Source organism: Xylanibacter sp., assembly GCF_057607445.1.
The window spans coordinates 153,873-179,454 of the sequence record NZ_DBLZAX010000003.1 but is presented as its reverse complement, the minus strand read 5'-3'; the positions used below and the strand labels follow the sequence as shown (position 1 = coordinate 179,454).

The 25,582-nt window shown below is 45.5% G+C and carries 16 protein-coding genes; 6 read left to right on the top strand and 10 right to left on the bottom strand.

Annotated elements, in window-relative coordinates:
* Positions 1-23 precede the first annotated feature (23 nt).
* Positions 24-311: a hypothetical protein gene (locus ACZMIG_RS04055; RefSeq protein ID WP_487889105.1), complete on the bottom strand. Its 288-nt coding sequence runs from the start codon at positions 309-311 to the stop codon at positions 24-26.
* Positions 312-565: 254 nt separating this feature from the next.
* Here ACZMIG_RS04055 and rnhB point away from each other — a divergent pair, with 254 nt between their 5' ends.
* The gene (gene rnhB / locus ACZMIG_RS04050) at positions 566-1,141 is read left to right on the top strand and encodes a ribonuclease HII (RefSeq protein WP_287604868.1); all 576 of its coding nucleotides are present in this window, start codon (positions 566-568) and stop codon (positions 1,139-1,141) included.
* A 431-nt stretch (positions 1,142-1,572) separates the two neighbouring features.
* Positions 1,573-2,241 (top strand): helix-turn-helix transcriptional regulator, encoded by a 669-nt coding sequence (locus ACZMIG_RS04045; protein ID WP_487889146.1) that lies wholly within the window; start codon positions 1,573-1,575, stop codon positions 2,239-2,241.
* A gap of 72 nt (positions 2,242-2,313) precedes the next feature.
* Here the strand turns inward: ACZMIG_RS04045 and ACZMIG_RS04040 are convergent, their stop codons facing one another.
* The gene (locus ACZMIG_RS04040) at positions 2,314-2,487 is read right to left on the bottom strand and encodes a hypothetical protein (RefSeq protein ID WP_487889104.1); all 174 of its coding nucleotides are present in this window, start codon (positions 2,485-2,487) and stop codon (positions 2,314-2,316) included.
* Positions 2,488-2,542: 55 nt separating this feature from the next.
* Between ACZMIG_RS04040 and ACZMIG_RS04035 the strand changes: the two genes are divergently transcribed.
* A complete protein-coding gene (locus ACZMIG_RS04035) occupies positions 2,543-3,466 on the top strand; it encodes a tyrosine-type recombinase/integrase (RefSeq protein WP_487889103.1) in 924 nt (307 codons plus the stop codon).
* A 569-nt stretch (positions 3,467-4,035) separates the two neighbouring features.
* On the opposite strand, the gene ACZMIG_RS04030 is transcribed toward ACZMIG_RS04035, so the two are convergent.
* Genes ACZMIG_RS04030 through ACZMIG_RS04020 form a run of 3 tightly spaced genes read right to left on the bottom strand, consistent with a single transcriptional unit; the run spans position 4,036 to position 10,753 of the window.
* Positions 4,036-5,910 carry a hypothetical protein gene (locus ACZMIG_RS04030; protein WP_443733550.1) on the bottom strand — a complete coding sequence of 625 codons (1,875 nt, stop codon included), beginning with the start codon at positions 5,908-5,910 and terminating at the stop codon, positions 4,036-4,038.
* 35 nt (positions 5,911-5,945) lie between these two features.
* Positions 5,946-7,535: a RagB/SusD family nutrient uptake outer membrane protein gene (locus ACZMIG_RS04025; RefSeq protein WP_487889102.1), complete on the bottom strand. Its 1,590-nt coding sequence runs from the start codon at positions 7,533-7,535 to the stop codon at positions 5,946-5,948.
* A gap of 26 nt (positions 7,536-7,561) precedes the next feature.
* Entirely contained in the window at positions 7,562-10,753 is a 3,192-nt protein-coding gene (locus ACZMIG_RS04020) for a SusC/RagA family TonB-linked outer membrane protein (protein WP_302352709.1), read from the bottom strand.
* Between the two features lie 1,690 nt (positions 10,754-12,443).
* Between ACZMIG_RS04020 and ACZMIG_RS04015 the strand changes: the two genes are divergently transcribed.
* Genes ACZMIG_RS04015 through ACZMIG_RS04005 form a run of 3 tightly spaced genes read left to right on the top strand, consistent with a single transcriptional unit; the run spans position 12,444 to position 19,282 of the window.
* The gene (locus ACZMIG_RS04015) at positions 12,444-15,740 is read left to right on the top strand and encodes a SusC/RagA family TonB-linked outer membrane protein (protein WP_484449150.1); all 3,297 of its coding nucleotides are present in this window, start codon (positions 12,444-12,446) and stop codon (positions 15,738-15,740) included.
* 23 nt (positions 15,741-15,763) lie between these two features.
* Positions 15,764-17,368: a RagB/SusD family nutrient uptake outer membrane protein gene (locus ACZMIG_RS04010; RefSeq protein WP_053398528.1), complete on the top strand. Its 1,605-nt coding sequence runs from the start codon at positions 15,764-15,766 to the stop codon at positions 17,366-17,368.
* A 27-nt stretch (positions 17,369-17,395) separates the two neighbouring features.
* Complete coding sequence (locus ACZMIG_RS04005) at positions 17,396-19,282, top strand: hypothetical protein (RefSeq protein ID WP_147630830.1); 1,887 nt, start codon at positions 17,396-17,398, stop codon at positions 19,280-19,282.
* 89 nt (positions 19,283-19,371) lie between these two features.
* On the opposite strand, the gene ACZMIG_RS04000 is transcribed toward ACZMIG_RS04005, so the two are convergent.
* From ACZMIG_RS04000 to sufB, 5 genes are all read right to left on the bottom strand, one after another.
* Entirely contained in the window at positions 19,372-20,586 is a 1,215-nt protein-coding gene (locus tag ACZMIG_RS04000) for an aminotransferase class V-fold PLP-dependent enzyme (RefSeq protein ID WP_053398526.1), read from the bottom strand.
* A 316-nt stretch (positions 20,587-20,902) separates the two neighbouring features.
* Positions 20,903-22,249, bottom strand: coding sequence for a Fe-S cluster assembly protein SufD (sufD, locus tag ACZMIG_RS03995; protein WP_021855937.1), 1,347 nt, complete (start codon positions 22,247-22,249; stop codon positions 20,903-20,905).
* A gap of 122 nt (positions 22,250-22,371) precedes the next feature.
* Entirely contained in the window at positions 22,372-23,121 is a 750-nt protein-coding gene (sufC, locus tag ACZMIG_RS03990) for a Fe-S cluster assembly ATPase SufC (RefSeq protein ID WP_021855938.1), read from the bottom strand.
* A 53-nt stretch (positions 23,122-23,174) separates the two neighbouring features.
* A complete protein-coding gene (locus ACZMIG_RS03985; RefSeq protein ID WP_487889101.1) occupies positions 23,175-23,915 on the bottom strand; it encodes a hypothetical protein in 741 nt (246 codons plus the stop codon).
* 91 nt (positions 23,916-24,006) lie between these two features.
* Positions 24,007-25,470 carry a Fe-S cluster assembly protein SufB gene (gene sufB, locus ACZMIG_RS03980; protein WP_487889100.1) on the bottom strand — a complete coding sequence of 488 codons (1,464 nt, stop codon included), beginning with the start codon at positions 25,468-25,470 and terminating at the stop codon, positions 24,007-24,009.
* Positions 25,471-25,582 lie beyond the last annotated feature (112 nt).

Here is a 25,582-nt window from a genome sequence, read left to right as displayed (position 1 = left end):
CACCGGCATACATTCAGGCTGCATCACTTCAGCAAAGAGCGGCATTTCTTCAGCGACATGATAAACCATATGCAGGCTGCCAGATGCAGCAGTATGGGCATCTCAACCGGAAATATGGTGGCAAAGAATGCCATTTGGGCTTCGGTTATGGCCTTTGTCTGGCGCATGTCCAGATTGCGCTCTATCACATATGAATAATATCTGCCAAGAAGACGGAGCGGAGCGTTAAGCATACTGGTTGCCTTTTTTATCATTGAATTAATCTTGCCGCATGCAGTGCCGGCTTGTTCCAGTGTTATCTGCTTTTCCATAATCGTATGTTTTAAGTGTTTTTTGTTTCGTTGTAAATATTGTTTTTTATATATGTGCCACGCTTTGGTGTGGCTTTCCGTGTGCAAAATAAATGCTTGTTTGTGCACAATAAGTTCAAACTCGGGCCGTTATCTGTTAAATAAGCGTAAAATCTGCACCTAATGAACGGCACATGGCAGTCTGCAAACTGCAAGATGACGGCCGGGCCACATGGCTGCGGAACATGGCTTATAACAATAAACTGAAAATAAATATGCTTAAAAGTTCGCTGAACAAAGGATTGATTGAGGCCGGATGCGACGAGGCCGGGCGCGGATGCCTGGCCGGAAGCGTGTATGCGGCGGCCGTTATTCTGCCCGAAGACTACAGGAACGACGACCTGAACGACTCGAAACAGCTTACGCCGCACAGGCGCTACGAGCTGCGCAAGATAATAGAGCGCGACGCCGTGGCATGGGCCGTGGGCGTGGTTACACCTGAGGAGATAGACAAGATTAACATACTTAATGCCAGCATCCTGGCCATGCACAGGGCGCTTGACGGACTGAAGGTGCGCCCGGAGGCCATCATCGTAGACGGCAACCGCTTTAAGCCTTACAACTTCATACCCTATACCACAGTGGTAAAGGGCGACGGCAAGTTTATGTCGATAGCTGCGGCAAGCATACTGGCAAAGACTTACCGTGACGACTACATGGACCGTCTGGCTGAGGAATATCCGCAGTATGACTGGATATCAAACAAGGGTTATCCCACGAAGAAGCACCGCCAGGCCATTGCCGAGCACGGCATTACGCCATATCACCGCAAGACGTTCAGGCTGCTTTAGTCAAACGTCTGAGTAGGCCATCAGCATCTGAAGCGCAGGACAAAGCAGACAATGGCACAAAAGGAAAGCGGCAAAAGCCATTTATGCACGTTCTGACGGCTTATGACGTATGTAAGAGCCAAAGACACGCACCGGCAGGCAACAACGTTTATGCCGCAAATTATCACGTTAATAAAGAATTTATGCGACACGACAAACTTGAACGCGAACTGTATCTGCTGCAGCTGCTCACCGAAAACCGCACATACACCATTGAGCGGCTGTGCGAGAAGCTCGGCATATCGCGCCGCAACCTGTATTACTATCTTGAGTTTTTCCGCGACAGCGGATTTAAGGTATACAAGCACGGCAACTGCTACAGCATCGACCGCAATTCGCCTTTCTTCAACCGCCTGATAGAGCGGATATCCATAACGGAAGAGGAGGCGGTGATGATAAGGCGCCTGCTGGACAAGGCCGGACAAGGCGACGTGCTGGCGGACAATCTCAGGAAGAAGCTTGAGCGCTTCTACGACTTCGACATCATAAACAACGACGAGCTGCGAGAGCAGAAGGTATACAACATCGGCGTATTGTATGATGCCATAAAGCTGCAGCGTCAGGTGGTGATACATGGCTATGCGTCGCCTCACAGCCGCACCACAAAGGACAGGCTCGTTGAGCCGTTCCTGCTGATGAACAACAATAACGAGGTGCGCTGCTATGAGCCGTCGTCGAAGCTTAACAAGACCTTCAAGGTAAGCCGCATGCAGGAGGTGGAGCTGCTCGATACGGAGTGGGCATACAAAGACCGCCATCAGCAGATGTACACCGACGTATTTATGTTCAGCGGTGAAAAAATGATGCCCGTAAGCATGCTGCTGGGCCAGTTGTCTTACAACGTGTTCCGCGAAGAATATCCCGCGGCAGAGGCCAACATGACCACATGCAACGACGGGCGCCACAGACTCGATCTGCCGGTGTGCAGCTATGCAGGCATAGGACGCTTTGTGCTTGGCCTGTTCGACGACATTGAGGTGCTTGGCGATGAGGGCTTCATAGCATACCTGCAGCAGAAAGTGGCAGCCATGGCTTCGTCATACACCCATAAGGAGCAATAAGCCGGGCTGCATCAATGCGAGTCAATTCACATATAGGCGCCCTGCCCCGTCCGCTGTTTATCACCAACCATTTCAGACAGCAACTTTAAAGTCATTAAGTTTCTTGCATACGCCAGCTTTCAGTAGCCATACTTCATGACGGATGAAAGCTGAGGGACGGCGAAACACATCAGCGTGATGCACATAAGATGAAGTAGGTATATAATGCATTATTTGAAATTCATCCTTTTTTGCTATTTCTGCCATCTAAATATCATAATTTATTACTTTTATAGCGACAAACAATTAAAATGTATAAATTATGGAAAGAAAAACTATCAAAGAAGTCTATCTCGCATGGCGTGAGATGAAAGTAAGGCTCGTCAAGGAATCGACGTTTGCCACTTATGTAACCAATGCCGAGAAGCACATTTTGCCGGTGCTTAGCGACATGCACTCGGTAAAAGAGAGCAACGTTCAGCAGTTTGTTCTTGACAAACTGAAGGCAGGCTTAAGCCAGCGCACAGTGAGAGACATACTGCTCGTGCTGAAGATGATTGTGGCCTATGGGACACGGCAAGGATGGCTCGAACATTGTGAATGGGACATCAAGTTCCCGACAACAGCAGAGAGACACGAGTTTCAGGTTCTTACTATTAACGAACAGCGAAAGCTTATGACATTTCTGAAATCACATTTCTCGTTCAAGAACCTTGGTCTGTATATCTGTCTTTGCACCGGACTGCGCATCGGAGAAATCTGCGCGCTTAAATGGAGCGACATATCCGTAAAGACTCAGACCATCTGCATACGCCGCACCATTGAGCGGGTTTATGTCATAGAAGACGGACATAAATACACAAAGCTCATTATAAGCACGCCAAAGTCAGCCAGCTCAATACGCGACATACCCATAAGCGGCGATTTACTACGGCTTCTGAAGCCGATTGTTGGTCTTGTCAACAGCACATACTTCGTATTGACTAACACCGAAAAGCCGCTTGAGCCACGAATTTACCGTCACTACTATAAACGCTTCATGAGCAAGCTGAACTTGCCCGCAATGAAGTTCCACGGTCTGAGACATACCTTTGCAACACGATGTATAGAGAGCAACTGCGACTACAAGACTGTAAGTTCAATTCTCGGCCACTCTAGCGTAAGCACGACGCTTAATCTGTATGTCCACCCGGACATGGGCCAAAAGCGCAAATGCATTGACAAGATGCTAAAGTCTGTAAGATAATTCTTGACGCATCAGCAAAGACCGATGCCGACAGACCCAACGTACAGAACTGATTAGTATGTCAAGCGTACAGTCTGAATCCCAAAGGATTACTAGAATATTATTAAACCCCTAAATTTATTGATTTCATAATTTGCCTTGGTAGACTGATTATCACGGCCGCTAACATTAAGCCAAATCTAATATGTGTTAAATTAAATATAATAGTAAATTCTTATATTTAACATGCGTCAGCAAAAATATTTTTTCCTTCTCATAAATAAGTTTTTATGAGGAGAGACTGTCGTCTGTCCCATCTGAAAGGGCGAATCAAGAGGCGAAAAAGCACATATCTGATGAGATACAAATACTAAAAACAGACAAATTCTTAACATTTATAGCACTATATTTCTCGCTCATCTGAGAACATTTTATCCCGAATGACAATACTTGTATTATTATAATTATATCAAAAAACAAGAGGCCCTGCCTCGACACATTGGTCAGGCAAGGCCTTTCTTGTTATTTAATGATGTCTGTAGTATTGTCAAGTCTTACAGTGAAGAACTTGACTCACAGCATTCATCACATTATTTCTTGATAGTCAGTCCTCTGTTGCTGAAGAACTTAGAGTCATAGCTTCTGTCAACTTTAGCATTGAGCACTTTCTTAACACCCTTGACAGCCTTATAACTCTTAACACCTTTCTTAGCAGCCGGCATCTTAACCATTGAAGGAGCACCGCTCTGTGACGGAGTGAATGTTTCTGTTGCACCACCCATCCAGCCTTGCTGGCCGTTCATGTTAACATAATACATCATACCGAATGCGAAGATACCTTCCTCAGCATAGAAGCTGAACGGATAGTTAGGATTATCAGCGAACATGTCGTTAGCGTTTACAACAAGCACATTACCGTAACCTGTCTGAGAGTCTACGCCTGTATCGATGACATCGAATGAGATGATACCTCTATCGTCGAGAGTGAATTCAAGGCTACCTTCCTGTGTCAGCCAAGGCTCAAGTTTGTAGTGAGTCTGGTCGTTACCGTCAACATAGAGAGTTGTTGAATATGTACCGTCACCAAACGGGTTACCTACCGGCTGACCGCCCTCGTCAGTGATGAAGTTCGGGAAGTAGTTCTGGTCGTATGTACCAGAAGTTACAGGCTGCCAGTTAGCAGCACCTGAACCGCCACCAGTGCTGAATGTGAATGTAGTAGCAGAGTTGCTTCTCATGTTGCCTTCAGCATCGAATGTAACGATAACCATTGTATACTTACCACCTTCTGCTATCTGGATGCTTACATCACCGCTTTCAGTGATACCTGTTGCCTCGAGAGAACCGTCAGCGATAGCTTCAACAATAGCATTGATATCGTCACCGTCAGCAGCCAATACATATTTTGCGTTAGCTACATCCTCACCAAGAGTGATAGTACCCTCAGCGTAGTTGTTGCCTGCAACGTCAGTGAAACGGCCTTTGTATGTGAACGAAGAAGAGTAGTCAGTAAATTCGCTGCCCGGCAGAGCAATTGCCCAACCTGTTGTGTCAAGATAGCCAAGCGGAGTGAATGAATCGTCGAAGTTTACATAGATGCACACTTGAGGCAGAGTGATCATACCGTCTTTCAGAGTTCCGAAGAGATCCGGTTTAGCTGCTTTGATATCCTCAAGGCTGTTACCCTCCTTAATATACTCGTCAACGATGCTGAACAAGTGCATTACACCATATCCCTGAGAAGCCATACCGTCGTCTGTGCCAGGATAGAAGTCGCCTGTTACATAAACGAAGTTAGGATCTGTTGCGTTGATAACCAGGCTTGTGTTATCCTTGTTAGCCCATGCCATCATACCTGTAGCAACATAAGTGTTATAGAATGTTGTGCCAGGTCCATAAGGAGTTACGATACGGTAGTAACCCGGTTTCAGGATGTTCTCCTGAATCTCTACGTTGTAAGTCAGCTGATCTGCGCCATAGAAGCCCGGATAGATTGCATCGCGATAAAGTCCTGTACCGATTGAGTTCCACTCAGACAGTCCGATAGTGAATGTATAAGATGAACTTCCGTAAGGAGTTGTATAGTTAGCATCTGCAATAGCTACAGTAACATCATCAAAGTGACCCATCTGTATTGTCTGAGGATCGTAAGTAACAGTCAGATATGCTACAGAGTCGCCGTCAGCAAATGTTACAGAAGAAGGAACACTAACTGCACAGTTTTCAGATGTAGTTACATTGAAGTTTACAGTGAGTTCACCGGTACGCTGGATGCGGTTTACCGGTATTTTCACCTCACTGGCATTAGGATCAAGGTTCACTGTTGAAGAAAGCGCATTGCTGAAATACACCTGCTCTCCTTCAATCGTTGCTCCTATGTACTCAAACTCTTCGGTACATGAGCCCAGCACGAGTGCCAGTGCCGAAAAGAGGAGCATCATGGAATGTTTGAATATCTTGTTCATGATATTTTCTGTTTTATTATTACTTATTTATTAATTTATTTAGCATAAGGCTGATCTGCGAGTGTCGGGTTGTTGTATCCCGTTACTCCGCTGTTGTTCATCTCTTCCAGACGGCTCAGCTGCCAGTTCATCCATGAAGGACGAGTTGTTGTGTTATACAGATAAGGTGCTGTATGGTTGGTTCCGTTGTAGTCCTTTGTAACAGTCTTGTTCAGACGCTTAACATCAAAGAAGTACTGACCTTCACCCCAAAGTTCAACAGCCTTCTGGAATACGATTTCGTCGATAACATCAGCAGCGCGGCATGTGTAGTTCGGGTTACGGTGACGCTTCATGAATGACTCAAGAAGTTCCTTACCTCTAGCCTGGTCGCTGTGTGCAGCAGCCTCAGCCTCGATGAAGTACATTTCCTCAATACGCATGAACGGAACACCTACAACGTTACCTACAGTGTAGTCATTGATGCTACCACCGCCCGGACGGAACTTCAATGAAGCATATCCAGGAAGCTGAGCTCCAACTTCAGCGCTGATAAACTGGTTCTTGCCTTCGAGAGATGTTCCTTCAGGAGCTTTCCACAGGAGTTTACGCCAGTCGCCGTCGCTGATACGGTTATACATGTTAGCGTCAATCTGAACATAAGTTCCGAGCTGAGTACCTGTATATCCGTAGCTGATTTCGTTACACATGTTTGCTGTCCAGCAGTAAAGGTTGTTAACGTAACCTGTGTAGTACTGTGTACCCCACATCCACTGGCTCAGGTCGTTGAAACCAGATGTTGTGTTAAGAGCCTGTGCCTGTGTTACAGGTGCAGATGTTGAGTTGTCGATAGCCAGACGTGCATACTTCTCAGCGTTAGGATAATCCTCAAGCCACATATAGCAACGTGCCATCAAACCATAGATACAGTCGAGATGAGGCATTGTCTTGCTTGCGTCGTCAAGATAGCCAATCATGCTTGCAGCCTTCTGAAGGTCGCCAAGGATGAAGGCAGCCATATCTGCTTTATTTGCACGAGGATTGTTCTGCCACTGCTCCTCTGTCATGCCTTCCTTAACGATAGGCACTGTAAGACCTGTGATGTCTTTTCCTTCGGGGCTGACACCCTGAGTAATGTCGTTGGGCAGCCACTCATACTCGCGTGCCATATCGATATAAAGCATTGCGCGATAAGCCAAAGCTGCAGCATAGTAACCCTTGTTAGCATCGCTGGCAAGAGTATCAATCTTTGCAATAGCGTTAGTAGCAGCGCCTGCATACTGTGTCTGATAATACCACAAGAACTGGTTTACCATATACTCACGTGACAGATAAACATCTGCAAGCCAGTTAAGGAACAGACATCCGTTAGCTTTCTCACCATAAGCAAGCTCACCAGACTGAATGTCACGGATTATCATAATTGCAGGATAACCGAAACTTGCGGGGAAGCTTGATGTATTCCAAATATTTGTAGCGTATGAGTTAAGACCGCTAACCAATGACGCCACCGCTGATTCTGAACCCGAAACCTGGCCGTCTGACGCTCCGTCTGTGGGCTCAACCTCGTCGATACAGCTTGTGAATGACATTGAAGTCATCAGAGTTAAAGCTGCACCAAGGCATATTGTCATGAATCTTTTCATAATGTTCAATTTGTTTTTTAATGTTTTTAGAATGTTACAGAAATACCACCTGAAATTGTGCGCATTGCAGAGTAATATGCAGAAGAAGCACCACCAGTAATGCTCTGGCGTGGGTCAAGTCCCTGACGCTTAGACCACAACCACAAGTTTGTAGCTGTAAGGTAAACACGAAGTTTGCCGATACCTACCTTGCTTGTCATCTTTGTCGGGAATGTGTAACCAAAGTTGAGGTTCTGCAGGCTCAGGTAAGAAGCACCGATCAGGAAGCGGTCTGAAGTGGTTGTTGTACTTGTATCGTCGATAATCAGCTTAGGTATGTTTGTATTAGGATTCTCTTCTGTCCAAGAGTTCAGCAAGTCAGCGTGGATAGCGCTACCTCTACCGCTGCTGGTGATACCCATCATGCCGGCATAGTCTGAATCGTAGATCTGACCGCCAAGCTGATAGTTGAAGTCAACAGCGAGGTCGAAGCCTTTGTAAGAGAAGCGTGTTCCGAAACCTCCGTATGCCCATGGAAGAGCTGTACCACAGAGATAGTATGTAGCCTCACCCGGAGTTGTTGTTGTCTCACGACCAATTATGTTTCCGTTTTCATCCAGCTTGTCTTTATAGAACATAGACTTACCGTTCTCGTCAACACCTGCATATTTAGGCATGTAGAATGTATAGAGTGACTCGCCTTCACCATAGAAGTAGCTGCCGCTTGCATAACCTTCAGAACCCTCAACAGTCTGAGTCTTGTTCTTTTCAGCGATAGATGTGATTTCGTTCTTGTAAGCAGTGAAGTTAAGGTTGAGTCCCCACTCGAAGTCCTTTGTACGGATCAGTGTTCCGTCGAGTTCTACTTCAGCACCCATGTTCTGCATGTTACCTACGTTGTCATAGTATCCGCTCCAGCCTGAAGAAGCAGGAAGTGCGAAGAATGCCAACATATCGCTTGTACGACGATAGAAGTACTCGATGCTACCGGCAAGACGTCCGCGGAAGAATGAGAATTCGAAACCTGTATTGAAGTTACCGTTCTTTTCCCAAGTAATAGTTTCGTTACCCTTAGTTGAAGAAGGTTTCACGCCTGCACCATCGCCAGAAGGAACAATGCTGTATGTATCTGTGTAGAGGTAGCTGCCGATGTTGTCGTTACCCTGCTCACCATAAGAAGCCTTGAACTTCAACTCGTCAACCCAAGGAGCGTTGAACCATTTTTCCTTGCTGATGATCCATGCACCACCTAATGACCAGAAGTTACCCCAGCGGTGATCCGGGTGGAAGCGTGAAGAGGCATCACGACGATAAGAAAGTGATCCGAAGTACTTGTTGTCATAGTTGTACTGAACGCGTCCGAACCAACCCTCAACGTTGTAGTCAGTTGTGTAAGAGTTCATTGTACCAGTGTTAACAGCACCTGCCAACTCATCGTTGAATACAGAGAACATATTGTTCTTAGATGCTGTCAGATAATAATAACGTGTACGGTAGTACTCATGACCGAGCATAACCTCTACGTCGTGCTTGTCGAACAGGTGATGCCAGTTCAAGAGTTGCTGGTAGTTGTAAGCCCATGTACGTACGTGTGCCTTCTGAACAGAACCGTTGTTGGCAGCGAACTGACCATAATACGGGTTGTTTGTATATGTGAATCGAGTTTCGTCGAGCATTACAGTGTTAGCTGATGTGAACTTGAAGTCCTCGAGGAAACGGATTTCAGCTGTACCTGTAGCGTCGAGGCTGTTACCCTCGTTCTGGTTCTTGTCAAAATAGTTAGCGAAGATAGGGTTAGAACCTGTCATTGTAGGACGTGTAAGACCTGTTACAGTGCCATCACCCCAGTCGTACATAGCGAGACCTGTCTTAGAATCCTGCAGGATGTTGCCTGCTGCGTCACGGATGTACAGAGGATAGATAGGAGCCATGTTCTTAACCATAAACACGTTTCCTACTGTGCTGCCACCATCGTCAGCCAGTGAGTTAGCCTTATAGTGAGCATAGTTGAAGTTACCAGAAAGTTTCAACCAAGATCTGAGCTGGTAGTCAGCCTTCAGACGGCCTGTGAAACGTTCATAGTCAGAACCGATACTGATACCTTCGTTCTTCAGATAACCTGCAGAACCATAGAAAGAACCTTTGTCGTTGCTTCCTGTAGCAGTAACGTTATACTCCTGACGTACACCTGTCTGATAAGCAGCGTCGCGCCATGAATCAGGATAGAGCAGGTATTCTGTGCCATTAACGTTAATAACGCGGCCGAGTGTTGCGTTAGGATTCAGTTTTCCGTTCGGGCCGATGAAGTCCTGTCCTTCAGGAACAGTGTAAACGTTATAGCCAAGGTCGTAACCGCCAGAGAACATATTGTTCAGAGCCCATCTGTGAGCTGTTGCAGCATCATCGCCGAGACTTGTACGATAGTTCTTCAATGACTGATAGTATGCCTCATAATATCCGGCAGGACTTTCTACTGTATTGTAGAACTCTACGCCACGTGTGTTAGCACCCCACTTAGCGTCAACAGTGATTGAAGAAGTACCCTCGCGGCCGTTCTTTGTTGTGATGATGACAACACCGTTGGCACCACGCGCACCGTAAAGAGCTGCAGAGGCAGCATCCTTCAGGACGGTCATTGAAGCGATATCGTTCTGGTTAAGGTTGTTGATGTCTCCGTTGTAAGGAGCACCGTCTACTATGATCAGCGGGTCGTTACCGGCGTTGATAGAGCTGATACCGCGGATGCGGATGCTGAAGCTCTCCTGACCAGGAGCACCTGTAGCAGAGTTGATCTGCACACCAGATACTTTACCGCTAAGTGCAGACATTGCGTTAGAGCTTGAAATCTTCGCGATGTCATCCGACTTTACGACCGCTGCAGAACCGGTGAAGGCTGATTTCTTAGCCGTACCGTAAGCAACGACCATCACTTCGTCAAGGTTGGTCTGATCCGGAACGAGCACAACGCGTACGCTGTTGCCCTTTACCGTTACGTCTTGATCAACCATGCCGACATAGGTTACTTTCAGCTTGTTGTGCCCTGCGGGCATGCTGATAGAGAACTTACCGTCAGCGTCTGTCACGGCACCGGCGCTGGCGCCCACAACGCGGACAGTAGCACCGATAATCGGCTGACCGTCCTCCTGAGACACCACGGTTCCCGTAACTGCTGTTTGTGCCAGTGCCATTCCCAGTGACAGGAACAGGCAGGCCAAAATCATAGTTAGTCTTTTTTCCATAAATACTCTCTCTAATTAAATAAATAAATTATACTTTTGTTACAATATGCAAAAATAAAGATTATTTCATAAAGTCCAAAAAATGAAAGAAAAAAAAGTGGGTTTAAGTCGGGTTTTTAACATAAATCTGACAGAATCACATAAAAATTCATGTAAAATGAAACTTTGAGTGTTATTTTACTTTCATTTTGATTTGTATATAAAGTGTATATACACCACTTCTTAACTTTTAGAATGCATCAAAATAAAGGTAATTTACACCTGAACATTCATATAAAGAAATTTAAATCTATATGCATAAATAATTAATTATATGCTTGCATTATGTTTATTCGCACATTTTTTGAGTTAAAATTTTACACTTTAAATAATGCTTAATATCTGTTTCGTCTATGTTGACATGCAAATATTTAAGATATTATGCACAAAATGCATGTAAATTGCTTATTTACTGATATTTAATATCGCCCGGCAGACATTATGACACAAAACTATTTCAATACATCAAATAATGCAGGCAGTAATTATGGTTCATTGTATATATAATAAGGTGTAATTAACTTAATTATAACAATATTGGATAAATATGCAATATTTTCTGCATAAACATAAACAAAGCACTGACAAAATGTAAGCAAAAACGATTCAATATGGCATAATGTAAACGCAAACACAGAGCAGAATGTCAACAAAAAGTATTATATAAAGTTTAAAATTATAGTATTTTAGCACTGCCTCAAACACTCGGCAGCCACATTTCATGCCACATTCCTATACAGAAATTTTAGTTTCATAGCACAAAAAACAGCAAAGACAGATTACATTATCAATAACTTTTTGACGCAATGAAATATGGATTTATTTCAATATGTAGCTCCGGACAAGCAAAATCATGACTTATAATCATAAAGTTTTCTGCTATAAATTATGCAAAACAGATTTGACATTACCTACCACAAAACTGCGACTACTGATAAAATAAGGCCTAACAAGCCTTTGCAACGCCACTTGACACAACGTTTCTACAAGACTTTTATATAGGCGCAAAATGCAAGACGACATAACATCCTGACCGTTTAAAATCAATATGCTTATTTAAACAGCAGGCAAGCTCCATACAGACAGAAGCCTCTGTTAGATACAAAAAGCCATGTTTCATCGTGCAAAAGCATACATATTGCACGCCAAAAAGCCATGTTTCGCAGGGCCGTAAGCAAGCTTTTACGTAATCAGGATCTTACTTATAATAAATTTTCGCAGAAACTCGTCACTCGTCACAATCGGCCATAATTCATTGACAAACAAGCCGTTACGATGTGACGAGTTAAAACCTCAACTCGTCACGGCACTGTTAATCAACGCAAGTGTGACGAGTCATGAGACGCAACTCGTCACACCATATTTAACTGACAGTCAGCACTTTACCCGTCGATGTGACGAGTGACGAGTTTCTATCGAAAACTTTTTATCCTGTAGCTATATGTCCTTTCCTTATTGAGGTTGCCCTCAAAGAGCCTTTTCACTGATTAAAGCTGACTTCTGTTAAACATATGACTATTATTGATTGACTCTGGCATTAACAGAAAATTTTACTTCCACAGGTGACAGAACAGCCATCAGCAGACATAAGTGCCGCAGCAATAAACCTTTGGATAATTATGTAACTTATTTATTTAATTAGAGAGTATTTATGAAAAAAAGACTAACTATGATTTTGGCCTGCCTGTTCCTGTCACTGGGAATGGCACTGGCACAAACAGCAGTTACGGGAACCGTGGTGTCTCAGGAGGACGGTCAGCCGATTATCGGTGCTACTGTCCGCGTTGTGGGCGCCAGCGCCGGTGCCGTGACAGACGCTGACGGTAAGTTCTCTATCAGCATGCCCGCAGGGCACAACAAGCTGAAAGTAACCTATGTCGGCATGGTTGATCAGGACGTAACGGTAAAGGGCAACAGCGTACGCGTGGTGCTCGCTCCTGACGAGACCAACCTCGACGAGGTGATGGTCGTTGCTTACGGTACGGCTAAGAAATCAGCCTTCACCGGTTCTGCAGCGGTTGTAAAGTCAGAGGAAATAACAAAAACCTCTAGTTCTAACGCAGTAACAGCATTGACTGGTAAGGTTGCAGGTGTACAGATCAATTCTGCGACTGGTGCCCCCGGACAAGAAAGTCTAAGCATTAAAATCCGTGGTATCAGTTCTATTAATGCAGGCACATCACCGCTTATTGTCGTTGACGGTTCGCCTTATGATGGTGATATTCAGAATATAAACCCTAACGACATCGCCTCAATGACCGTCCTGAAGGATGCTGCCTCTGCAGCTCTTTACGGTGCGCGTGGTGCCAATGGTGTTGTCATCATCACAACAAAGACCGGCCGCGAAGGCACCTCATCAATCACTGTTGATGCCAAGTGGGGAGCCAATTCAAAAGGCACTCCATATTACAAGACTGTAAACAGCCCTGCGGCATACTATGAAACGTATTACAAATCACTTTACAATTACTATAAAGATTGGTATCCTAACCCCAATTGGCAAGAAGGGATGCCAGCAGAAGACAGATACTTAAAGCATACTGACAGAGAATCTTATATATGGGCAAACAACAACCTTTGCGCCAATAATTCCTATGGATTGGGCTATAATGTCTATGCTGTTCCAGAAGGACAATATCTAATTGGAACAAATGGAAGAATCAACCCTAACGCCACATTAGGAAACATTGTAAACTACAACGGCAATTCTTATATGCTCCTCCCTGACGACTGGCGTGATGCCACATTCCAGAACGGTCTTCGTCAAGAATATAATATTACAGCAACAGGAAGCAACGAAAAAGGTTCTTTCTATGGTTCTGCAGGCTACTTGAAGAACGAAGGTATCACAATCGGTTCTGACTATGAACGTTTCACCGGTCGTCTTAAAGCAGACTACCAAATAAGAAATTGGCTTAAAGTTGGTGCAAACTTCAGCTATGCACACTATGTATCAAATTATCTTGGAGACGACGGCAGCAGCAGTTCAAGCGGAAATATTTTCGCAGTAAATTCTATTGCGCCTATTTATCCTCTTTATATCCGCGACGCAAATGGGAACATATTACAAGATGCCCAGACAGGACTTCCGTCTTACGACTGGGGCGACGGAAAAATTAACGGCCAACAGCGTTCCGTATTTGCAGGTTCTAACCCAATTTGCTCAAATCAGCTTGACAAGAGTTACGCAGAGGGTAACAACCTCAATGCTACAGGATTTGCGGAAATACGTTTCCTAAGAGACTTTAAATTCACAACGACAAATAGTGTCATGCTTAATGAGAGCCGTGGAACAAGTACACAGCAGCCATATTTTGGACAGTTTGCATCACAAAACGGTATCGTAAGCAAATCGCACGGACGTGACTGGTCATATAACTATCAGCAAATATTGAATTGGCATCGTCTGTTCGGCAAGCATGATGTTGAGATTATGCTCGGTCATGAGTATTATCGTACAAGATCTTACATATTGTCTGCATCAAAAAGCAATATGTATTCATTCCTCAATGATGAATTGGCAGGAGCTGTAACTGACGGAACTATGGATTCGTACACTACCGACTACAATACAGAAGGTTTCTTCGGACGTGCACAGTATAACTATGACAACAAGTACTTCGGTTCAGTATCTTATCGTCGTGACGCTTCTTCACGCTTCCATCCGGATCACCGCTGGGGTAACTTCTGGTCATTCGGCGGCGCATGGATTATCAGCAAGGAAAAGTGGTTCAAGGCTCCTTGGGTTGACGAGTTGAAGTTCAAGGCTTCTTATGGTGAACAGGGTAACGACAACATCGGCAACTACCTCTACTCAAACACATACACAATAGCACCTTCAGACGGAGTTGCCTCACTGATACCAAGTACCACTATGGGTAACAAAGAAATAACATGGGAGACAGGCGGCAACTTCAATACAGGTTTCGAATTCTCTCTGTTCCGCGGCCGTCTTGCCGGCAGCATTGAATATTTCTACCGTAAGACAACCGACATGCTTTCATGGTTCTCACTTCCTGGTTCATTCGGATATACAGGATATTATGACAACATTGGAGATATGACTAACCAGGGAGTTGAAATAGGACTCGACGGAACAATCTTCAGGACTAGAGACTTTGAGTGGGGCGCAAACATAAACTTTACAGCTTATAAAAACAAAATTGTAAGAATTGCAGATGAAAACAAGACAACAATCACTTCTGAAGGCGTTGAAGGCTATGCAAGCGGCAGCTATTTCTATGGTGAAGGAAAACCTCTTTACACTTTCTATATGGCTAAATATGCCGGTGTTGACCCCGAAACAGGTAAAGCACTTTACTGGAAAGATGTCCTTAAAGACGTTGTTGATGAAAACGGGAATCCTGTGTTAGACGAATACGGAAACAAGAAGACTTATGTCGCAGGCAAAGAAACGACAGAATCATCTTCTGATGCCACACAATATCTTTGCGGAACAGCACTGCCATGGGCCTATGGAGGCTTCGGCACACGTTTCTCATATAAAGGTTTCGATTTATCATTAGACTTCACGTATCAGCTTGGTGGTCAAATTTACGATTCTGATTATGCAAGCATGATGAGCATGGCGACAGGAGGATCTGCTATCCATGCTGACTTATTGAATGCATGGACACCGGAAAACAAAAATTCGAACATTCCCCATATCGTCTATGCAGATCAGGACGTCAACTATACTTCAGACCGTTTCCTTACCGATGCCTCATATCTAAGTCTGCAAAACCTCAATTTCGGATATACTCTGCCCAGCAAGTTCACTGCAAAAGCAGGAATAAGCAAATTAAGACTCTATCTTACGGCGACAAATCTTTGGGTTTGGTCTAAACGTCAAGGACTTGACCCACGCCAAAGCATAACAGGAGGAGCTTCAACTGCCTACTATTCTGCAATGCGCACCATATCAGGCGGTATAACAGTTACATTCTAAAAACAATTACAAACAGAAAAAATATGAAAAAGATATTTATATACGGACTTAGCATGCTGATGGTCTTGGTATCGTCATTTACGCTTTCAAGCTGTATTGACGAAACCCTGCCTACAAGTGGCGTTACCGATGAACAGGTGCCACCTACAGAAGAAAGTGCAGAAGCACTTGTCATGGGTCTGAACAATCAATTTTCAAAAATATGGACGTCAAGTTACCATTGGTCAATCGGATATGCCGGTTTGATGATTATTCGTGATATACAGTCTGGCGAATTGGCATTCAGTCCCAATGGCTACCAATACAACCAATGGGGCAACTGGTACTATGATTTATATTGGGGACGCGAATACCTTACAGCCCAATTCATGTGGCAATATCAAACAGGTTTTGTCCTGGCTGCTAATAACGCTATTGCTGCAGTTGACACAATAAGCGGAACTGACTCTGAAAAAGGTCTTGCCGGTGCAGCATTTGCCTACCGCGCTTTGATTTATCTCGATATGGCCCGCGAATACGAGTTCCTTGAAAATGACAAGACGAAGCCAATAAGTCCAGAGGGAAATGACATTTCCGGTCTGACAGTACCTATTGTAACAGAGAAGACAACAGAACAGCAAGCACGTAACAACCCGCGTGCAAAGAAAAAAGACATGTTCAATTTTATCCTCAGTGACTTGCAGGCTGCAGAAAAGTTTGTACCCCTACTGAAAATATCAAGCACATCCGTACCTAAGATCGACTGCGTTTATGGTCTTTATGCACGTCTTTATATGTGGATGGAAAACTATCCTATGGCTGAAAAATATGCACGCATGGCAATAGATGCCTCTACGTCACAGCCAATGACAAAGGAAGAGGCACTCAACATAACTACAGGATTCAACGATGCTACAAAATGGATGTGGGGAGCAACTTATTCACGCGGCAATGTCAGCAATCTTATGAATTGGGCTGCATTCATGACATCAGAAAACACGTATGGATACAGTGGTCCTCTGTCAATGGGAGGAGCTGGTGTTCTTCCACAGATTCCTTCAGCTACTTATAATAAAATGAGCAATACTGACTGGCGTAAACTTATGTTTAAAGCTCCAGAAGGTTCTTCACTGTATGGAAAGAATACATATTGCGATGCAGAAATAGGCGAAGCTCTTGAAGATTATACTTCAACTAAATTCCGTCCTGCCGGTGGAAACGTTAGCGACTATACAGCAGGAAATGTCACGGCATTCCCGATAATGCGAATTGAAGAAATGTATTTCATTGAAGCTGAAGCTGCTGCTCACCAAGACGCTGAACGTGGAAAGAAATTGCTCGAAACCTTCATGCTGTCACGTGACACGAAGTATTCTTTTAAAGGTACAAGCCAAGACCAAATTATAGAAGAAATTGTTTTCCAGAAACAAATTGAGCTTTGGGGTGAAGGCCAGTCGTTCTTCGACATTAAACGCCTAGGCTATGCTGTTGACAAGACTACATCTGTCAACATAGAATCTCGGGCACAATTCAAGACTACTTCACGTCCTGCATGGATGAACTGGGCTATAGTACGCTCAGAAGAGACAAATAATGCCGGTGTAAGATATTATAACAACCCTGACCCGGCAAATAACTACGCAAAATAAATAGAAATAATTTAAATAGACAATATTATGAATAAAATATTCAGTTATTGCACGATGTTCATTTTCGTGGCGCTTGCACTCGTTATGGGGTCATGTACCGAAGAATATGAGCATACTGCTGCAACAGCCGAGGGTGAACAGGTATATTTTAAAACAACCCTTGCCTCAAATTACGACTTGGATCCTGCAAAAAACAGTTTTCAGGTACAGATAAACCGTATTCAGAGCGAAGGTGAACTTACCGTAAAAATAAACGCTGTAACTAAAGACGGCAGTATCTACACTGTCCCAGCAACAGTGACTTTTGCAGACGGTGCGACAACAGCAGACATAAATATTGCATACGACCCCAAAACCCTTCTGTCAGACAAATGCGGATATGGATATTATGAAAACATTACACTCAGTATTGGAGATGAAGCTTATACCACTCCATACGGAGATTCATCATGCACAATATCAGCTGGTCTTACAGAATGGATTGATACAGGAGAAGAAGTAACTTATCGTGAAGGTCTCATATCTTCTGTTTTCGGTATAGAACCTCTAACCTACAAAGTTCCACTACAAAAAAGTGCTCTAAAAGAAGGCCGTTACCGTCTCAAGAATCCTTACGGCGAAGATACGGAAATTTATAAAATGTATAATGGAAGTGCTATCACATTTAATAATGACAATGGTATCATCTTCGATGTTTCGGATCCAGCTCATGCCTATGTAGATGGAACAATACTTCCAGGAAAATACGGTTCAGACAATATTCTTCTTTACAGTTATGTAACTGCACTAAATGTACTTAACGGATACGATGTAGAAACGTTAAAGCAGATTGCGCCTGAATATTTCGGAACATATCAAGATGGTATAATTACCATGCCTGCACAAAGTTTCTTAATGGAGCTTGGACCTTCACAGATAACAAGTCCAACCTATTATACAAATTCAGACGGAATGTTTGCAATAGCAATGCCAGGGTATGAAATAACCGACTATACATCTTCATTCACCTATACGGGAAGATTTACCGATGCAAAAGACAACAGCTATGTACAAGGTACAATAACTCTTGGCAAAGATGTCGCTTTTGCAAGATGGGTAATCGCTGCAGAAGGTGATGACATAAATGAAATTGTAACAGCCATAAATGATGGTAATATAGAGTCAAACTATATTACATCGGGAGAAGACATACAGGCACAATTAACAGAAAGCGGTAATTATATTATGATTATAGTTACATATGACGCTCAGGGCAACATGAAAAATCATTCTGCAACACCATTTAAATTCTCATTGGGAGGTGAATCAAGTGCCGCAGACTGGCAACCTGTTTATTCTGGAACATTTACACATAATGTACAACCGGCATTTATAACAGATGGTGAGGGCAGTGATAATTTCGTAGGTAATCCTATAATCAATGATATTACTCCATCATACTCTGCCACAATGTATCAGGATAAGAAGAATCCATTTAACTATAAGATTGAACCATGGATAACACAAGAAGGCAGTTTAACATTCACTATGGACGATCAAGGCTATATTTCGTTCAAAGATGTTGACACCGGATTCTCTCATCAGACATACGGACCTCTATATGTAGGAGATGCTGCGCTTCTGTTTGGTGTCACAGACCAACATACAAGCGGATATGACCAAGAAGCCCAAATGTTCGTGTTTGGTACCATTTATTACGTTTATGTTAATGGTGAGTATGGCTGGCTCGGTGGTGCATACGAAACATTTGAAATTAATGGAGCACAAGGAATCTCTACCAAGAATAACATTAAGATTAGAAATTTCGTTCCAAGAATGTTTAATAAGAATTCAAGATACATTTATAAGACAAAGATGTCTAGCAATATCATGCTAAAGGCAACAAAAATCAAAGGCAGCATTAAGAGGAAATAGCCCTTGAAGCATGAAACAAACAAAATCCTGGAAGAATAAAACTCTACACTTCCAGGATTTTTCTATTATATAAAAAGTAAATACTAAAGTCAAAACATCTTGCTTACGCGCTTTATGCCTTCAACAAGAACGTCTATCTCCTGCTTTGTGTTATACATGGCAAACGAGGCTCTCACCGTGCCCTGTATGCCAAGACGTATCATGAGGGGTTGGGCGCAGTGGTGACCGGTGCGAACGGCTATGCCGAGACGGTCGAGCAGCGTGCCCATGTCGAGATGGTGGATGTCGCCTACGAGGAACGAAACCACGGCGTCTTTATCATTGGCCGTGCCGAAGAGTCTTATGCCGTCTATCTCCTGCATCCGCTCCATGCAATATCTTGTGAGTTCCTGCTCATGACGCGAGATGTTGTCTATGCCTATCGAACTGATATAGTCGATGGCGGTGGCAAGGCCGTGAGTGGCAACATAGTCGGGCGTGCCGGCCTCAAACTTAAACGGGAGATGCTCAAACACGGTCTTCTCAAAGCTTACGCTCTCTATCATCTCGCCTCCGCCCTGATACGGCGGCATGCGGTCGAGCCAGTCTTCCTTTCCGTATAGCACGCCTACGCCTGTAGGACCATACATCTTATGCCCGCTGAAGGCAAAGAAGTCGCAGTCAATGTCCTGCACGTCAACGGCAAAGTGAGGAGTGCTCTGTGCACCGTCGACCATAACGGGAACGCCGTGTTCGTGGGCTATGCGCACAATCTCCTTAACAGGGTTTACCGTTCCTAGGACATTGCTTACATGCGTAACGCTGACTATCTTAGTGCGCTCGGTGAACAGCTTTTCGTATTCGTCGAGCAGCAGTTCGCCTTTGTCGTTCATCGGTATCACGCGCAGCGATATGCCTTTGCGCGCTGCCTGAAGCTGCCACGGCACGATGTTGGAATGATGCTCCATGACGGACACGATAACCTCGTCGCCCTCGCTCATAAACCCGTCGCAGAACGACGAAACCACAAGGTTAAGGCTCTCGGTGGTTCCGCGCGTGAAGATTATTTCGTTAACCGAACCTGCATTGATAAACTTGCGCACCTTCTCGCGTGCCTGTTCGTGCAGGTCGGTTGCCTGCTGCGAAAGATAATGCACGCCGCGGTGTACGTTTGCATTGACATTGAGATACTCTTCGCGCATGGCATCGAGCACGCACAGCGGCTTCTGCGTTGTTGCACCGTTGTCGAGATATACCAGCGGACGGTCGTAAACCTTACGGCTGAGTATCGGGAAGTCTTCTCTTATTTTGGTTACGTCGAACATACTTTTTAGGAGTTAAAGTAGTTAAAGGAGTTAGAGTAGTTAAAGTCAATAGCCTAAATAATTTTATACAAAGTAACGTGGCCAAAGACTAACGAGAATATTCAGTAAATTACAGAAGTCAGAGCAGTTAAAGCGAACAAGCCTTGAAACTTTATATTGCAAGAGATGAAAACATGCAAGTATCCGAGCTTATTTTCAGAATTAGAGCAGCCAAAGCCAAATTCCAGTCAACATTGTTACATAAAGAATGACGACATCAACAAAGGTAATGACTTTAACTACTCTAACTCCTTTAACTACTTCTAACTACCGAATTTTATCTGCACAGCTTGCATCCCTCGCACTTGTTGAGTTCGCCGCGGAAGCGTTTCTCTACAAGATAATGCAGGCGGTCGCGGAGCGGCTCGAGCTTTATGCCGTCTACGACCTCGTTGACGAAGGCAAACTCAAGCAGGAGCTTGGCCTCCTTAAGGCTGATGCCGCGCTGGCGCATGTAGAACAGGGCCGCATCGTTGAGCTGACCCACGGTGCTGCCGTGGGCACACTTAACGTCGTCGGCATATATCTCCAGCATCGGCTGCGTGTACATACGCGCCTCCTTGGTTGAGCAGAGGTTCTGGTTACGCATCACCGAGTCGGTCTTCTGTGCGCCATGACGCACCAGCACTCGGCCTGCAAAGGCTCCCGTGGCGCTCTCGTCGAGAACGTATTTATACAGTTCGTTGCTCGTGCAGTGAGCCACGCGATGATCTATCAGCGTATTGTTGTCAACATGCTGTTTCTTGTCAGCTATAACACATCCGCTGAGGTTACACTCGGCACCCTCACCTGCAAACACGAGGTCGGTGCGGTTGCGTGTTATGCCGTTGTGCAGCGTTATTATGTTATGGTTAACCCTGCTGCTGCGCTGCTGCTCAATAAACAGATTGCTCACGCGAACGTTCTTTGCGTGAGTCTCCTCAAGGCAGTAGAGGTCAAGTCCGGCATTGTCGCCGACATAAGCCTCGATAACCTGCGTGGTGAGGAAACGGCGGTCGTCGGCGGCATGGTCGCAGAAGAGCAGCTTGATTTCAGCCCCCTCCTCCACTATTATCAGCACACGGCGATTAACCATCAGGTCGACGTCAGAGCGCAGGATGTTGATTACCTGCACGGCCTTGCTTACCACAACACCCTTGGGCACATAAACCAGCAGTCCGTCCTGTGCCAACATTGTGTTGAGAGCCGTTATGCCGTCTTCAGAAGTCTTTGCCAGCTTGGCATAATATTTCTCTATCAGTTCTGGCCTTTCGGCAGCCACTTTGCCCAGCGAGTCGACAATCACTCCTTCGGGAAGCGGCTGACCCTTAGGCGTAGACTTGCCATAGAAGCCGTCGTTCACTATGAAATAGAGCGATGTACTGAGGTTAGGCACGTCGCATCTGAAAGCCTCATACGGGTCAACCGGAATGTTAAGGCGGTTGAGGTTAAGGCCGTAGTCGGGCTCAAATAGCGACGGAATGTCGGTGTATTTATATCTCTCGACCTTCTTTGTCGGGAATCCCATCCGCTTGAAGTCGTCGAACGCAGCATCGCGCACGGCGTTGAGCGGCGCTGAGCTGTGCGCGCATATCATGTCGCGGCACTGGTTGTAAAGGTCTATATATTGTTTTTCGCTATCCATCCGTATATTAATTATAAATTACGAATTAAGAATTGTGAATTATGAAACGAAGTTCAGCGCAATCCAATTGTGAATTATGAATTGTGAAACGAAGTTCGGCATCAGCCAATTATGAATTAAATTCAGTCCACCTCTTCTTTAATCCAGTCGTATCCGCGTGCCTCGATTTCCTTCGACAGCTCCGGACCGGCGGTCTTTACGATGCGTCCCTTGTAGAGCACGTGAACGATATCGGGCTTGATGATGTCGAGCAGGCGCTCATAGTGAGTGATGACGATACAGCTCGACTCCGGCGTGCGCAGCTTGTTGACGCCTTCGGCAACAATGCGCAGCGCGTCTACGTCGAGGCCAGAGTCAGTCTCGTCCAGGATACTGAGCTTCGGCTCGAGCATTGCCATCTGGAAAATCTCGTTACGCTTCTTCTCGCCGCCGCTGAAACCTTCGTTCACAGAGCGGTTAGACAGCTTGCTGTCAAGCTCAACAATCTTTCTCTTCTCGCGCATCAGCTTCAGGAAGTCGGCTGCGTTGAGCGGCTCCTTGCCCTCATACTTGCGCTTCTCGTTTATGGCGGCACGCATGAAGTTGGTCATCGACACGCCCGGAATCTCCACGGGATACTGGAACGAAAGGAAGAGTCCTTCGTGTGCCCTGTCCTCAGGCTTCATCTCGAGCAGGTCCTTGCCGTTGAAGGTTATCGAGCCTGACGTAACCTCATACAGCGGATTACCGACCAGCACGGCGCTCAATGTACTCTTGCCCGAACCGTTAGGTCCCATTATGGCATGTGTCTCACCGTCCTTTATGGTGAGGTTGATGCCCTTCAATATTTCCTTGTCGCCAATCTTGGCGTGTAAGTCTTTTATTTCTAACATAATTCTTGCTTATAATTTATTCCGGCCTTACGGCTTGCGCCTGCCGTGATTGTTTATTTCAGATATAGATATGTCAGCAGAGAGTCCAGCAGTCCGGTGACATCACTGTTTGTAAACTTGAACGGGAACGTAACTTTCAGTCCCACTGACAGCGCGTGGCGGTGCATCAGCGAGCGCATTGCATAGGGTGTTGTGTCCTTTCCGAATGTCGTCTGCGACGATGTGTGTCCGTCGACAGCCATGCGGAAGCCGTAGTCAACTTCAAGAGCCACACACGAAAACAGATATATGTCGAGACCCACCACCGGCGCCACACTGAGCACAGGGCTGCTCACGCTATACTTGCGCTCATAGCTGCCATACATTCCCGACATGCTTATCGTACCTGCATCCTTGCGCCCGGCAACGTTCCAGAAGGTGCTTACGCCGAGATAAGGCTGCAGCGGGCACGACTTTGACAGGAAATACCAGCGGCCGCCAAGCATAATCTGCGACAGATCGGCCGACACGTCGCCTGAGTAGAAGTCCATCACTTCGTGGTCATAGCCGCCGACAACAGAGAAGCCTGTCTGCGGAATGAAATACTCTATGTGAGCAGAGAAGTTAGGACCGCCGCCTGCCTTCAAAGGGTCGTAATACTTGTCAGGAGTTTCGTTGAGCGACACAACCGGCTTTACAGGACTTAGCCTGAAGTCTATTGCCCATCGCCGCGAGTCATCGTCCTGAGCGATTGCCACAGGTCTTGACAGACAAAGCAGCAAGGCTAAAACAATCAATGGTCTTGTATTCATCATAATAATATTTTTAATATATATCGTTGATGAACCGATAAACCCCTACGGCACTACCCGTCAATTTTTAATCTTTAATTCTTAATTTGAAGGACTATCCCACAGTGCCTTCCAACGACACGCTGAGCAGCTTCTGAGCCTCAACGGCAAACTCCATAGGCAGCTTGTTCAAAACCTCCTTGGCATATCCGTTGACGATAAGGCCGACGGCCTGCTCCGTAGGTATGCCTCGCTGATTGCAGTAGAACAGCTGGTCTTCGCTTATCTTGCTCGTCGTTGCCTCGTGCTCCACTATCGCCGAGTCGTTGTGTATGTCCATATACGGGAACGTGTGGGCACCGCAGTCGCTGCCCAGCAGCAGCGAGTCGCACGACGAATAGTTGCGGGCATTGTCGGCATTAGGCGACACGCGCACCAGTCCGCGGTAAGAGTTCTGGCTGTGTCCGGCGCTGATGCCCTTGCTTATTATAGTGCTCTTGGTGTTCTTTCCCAAATGAATCATCTTCGTACCCGTGTCGGCCTCCTGATAATTGTTGGTAACGGCTACGCTGTAGAACTCAGCCACAGAGTTGTCGCCGCGCAGGATGCACGACGGATATTTCCACGTGATGGCCGAGCCTGTCTCTACCTGAGTCCACGACAGCTTTGAGTTAACTCCGCGCAGGTCGCCACGTTTTGTAACGAGGTTGAACACTCCGCCCTTGCCGTTCTCGTCGCCCGGATACCAGTTCTGCACCGTAGAATATTTCACCTCGGCGTTGTCCTTTACGATAATCTCAACGATGGCGGCATGAAGCTGATTTTCGTCGCGCATAGGAGCAGTACAGCCTTCGAGATAAGACACATAGCTGTCGTCCTCAGCAATGATCAGCGTGCGCTCAAACTGGCCCGTGTTTCTTGCGTTGATGCGGAAATAAGAACTAAGCTCCATCGGGCTGCGCACGCCTTTTGGTATGTAGACGAACGAGCCGTCGCTGAACACGGCGCTGTTTAATGCTGCGAAGAAGTTGTCGCGGTAAGGCACAACCGTGCCGATATACTCTCTTACCAAGTCAGGATGTTCCTTTATCGCCTCGCCGATAGAACAGAAGATGATGCCCTTCTCGGCCAGCTTCTCCTTATAAGTAGTCTTCACCGACACCGAGTCCATAATGGCGTCCACGGCCGTCTGGCCGCTAAGGATAAGGCGCTCTTCGAGCGGAATGCCCAGCTTGTCGAAAGTCTTCATCAGCTCGGGGTCAATCTCTTTCTTACCCTCGTCCTTCTTCTTTGCCAGCGGGTCGGCATAATATGATATAGCCTGATAGTCTATCTCGGGCACGTTCACGTGTCCCCAGGTAGGCTGCTCCAGCGTCTTCCAGTAGTTGTAGGCCTTCAGGCGGAAGTCGAGCATCCAGTCGGGCTCGCCCTTCTTCTGCGAAATCAGGCGCACCACGTCCTCGTTAAGACCCACGTCGATTATGTCCGTATGCACGTCGGTGGTGAAGCCGAACTCATATTTCTGCTCAGCCACCTGTCTTACGAACTCGTTGTTTTTATTTATTTCTTTATTATCCATCTCTATTTGTCGTAATTTTGCAGAAAAATAAAAATCTGCTGTGGTCTGCAAAGTTACGAAAAAATATAATACGGCAAGCACATTATTAATGGAGAATTGAGAATTAAGAACG

Excerpts from the sequence above, each read along its gene's own strand:
- ACZMIG_RS04055 (WP_487889105.1), bottom strand. The coding sequence starts at position 311 with ATGGAAAAGCAGATAACACTGGAACAAGCCGGCACTGCATGCGGCAAG.
- rnhB (WP_287604868.1), top strand. The coding sequence starts at position 566 with ATGCTTAAAAGTTCGCTGAACAAAGGATTGATTGAGGCCGGATGCGAC.
- ACZMIG_RS04045 (WP_487889146.1), top strand. The coding sequence starts at position 1,573 with ATGATAAGGCGCCTGCTGGACAAGGCCGGACAAGGCGACGTGCTGGCG.
- ACZMIG_RS04040 (WP_487889104.1), bottom strand. The coding sequence starts at position 2,487 with ATGGCAGAAATAGCAAAAAAGGATGAATTTCAAATAATGCATTATATA.
- ACZMIG_RS04035 (WP_487889103.1), top strand. The coding sequence starts at position 2,543 with ATGGAAAGAAAAACTATCAAAGAAGTCTATCTCGCATGGCGTGAGATG.
- ACZMIG_RS04030 (WP_443733550.1), bottom strand. The coding sequence starts at position 5,910 with ATGAACAAGATATTCAAACATTCCATGATGCTCCTCTTTTCGGCACTG.
- ACZMIG_RS04025 (WP_487889102.1), bottom strand. The coding sequence starts at position 7,535 with ATGAAAAGATTCATGACAATATGCCTTGGTGCAGCTTTAACTCTGATG.
- ACZMIG_RS04020 (WP_302352709.1), bottom strand. The coding sequence starts at position 10,753 with ATGGAAAAAAGACTAACTATGATTTTGGCCTGCCTGTTCCTGTCACTG.
- ACZMIG_RS04015 (WP_484449150.1), top strand. The coding sequence starts at position 12,444 with ATGAAAAAAAGACTAACTATGATTTTGGCCTGCCTGTTCCTGTCACTG.
- ACZMIG_RS04010 (WP_053398528.1), top strand. The coding sequence starts at position 15,764 with ATGAAAAAGATATTTATATACGGACTTAGCATGCTGATGGTCTTGGTA.
- ACZMIG_RS04005 (WP_147630830.1), top strand. The coding sequence starts at position 17,396 with ATGAATAAAATATTCAGTTATTGCACGATGTTCATTTTCGTGGCGCTT.
- ACZMIG_RS04000 (WP_053398526.1), bottom strand. The coding sequence starts at position 20,586 with ATGTTCGACGTAACCAAAATAAGAGAAGACTTCCCGATACTCAGCCGT.
- sufD (WP_021855937.1), bottom strand. The coding sequence starts at position 22,249 with ATGGATAGCGAAAAACAATATATAGACCTTTACAACCAGTGCCGCGAC.
- sufC (WP_021855938.1), bottom strand. The coding sequence starts at position 23,121 with ATGTTAGAAATAAAAGACTTACACGCCAAGATTGGCGACAAGGAAATA.
- ACZMIG_RS03985 (WP_487889101.1), bottom strand. The coding sequence starts at position 23,915 with ATGATGAATACAAGACCATTGATTGTTTTAGCCTTGCTGCTTTGTCTG.
- sufB (WP_487889100.1), bottom strand. The coding sequence starts at position 25,470 with ATGGATAATAAAGAAATAAATAAAAACAACGAGTTCGTAAGACAGGTG.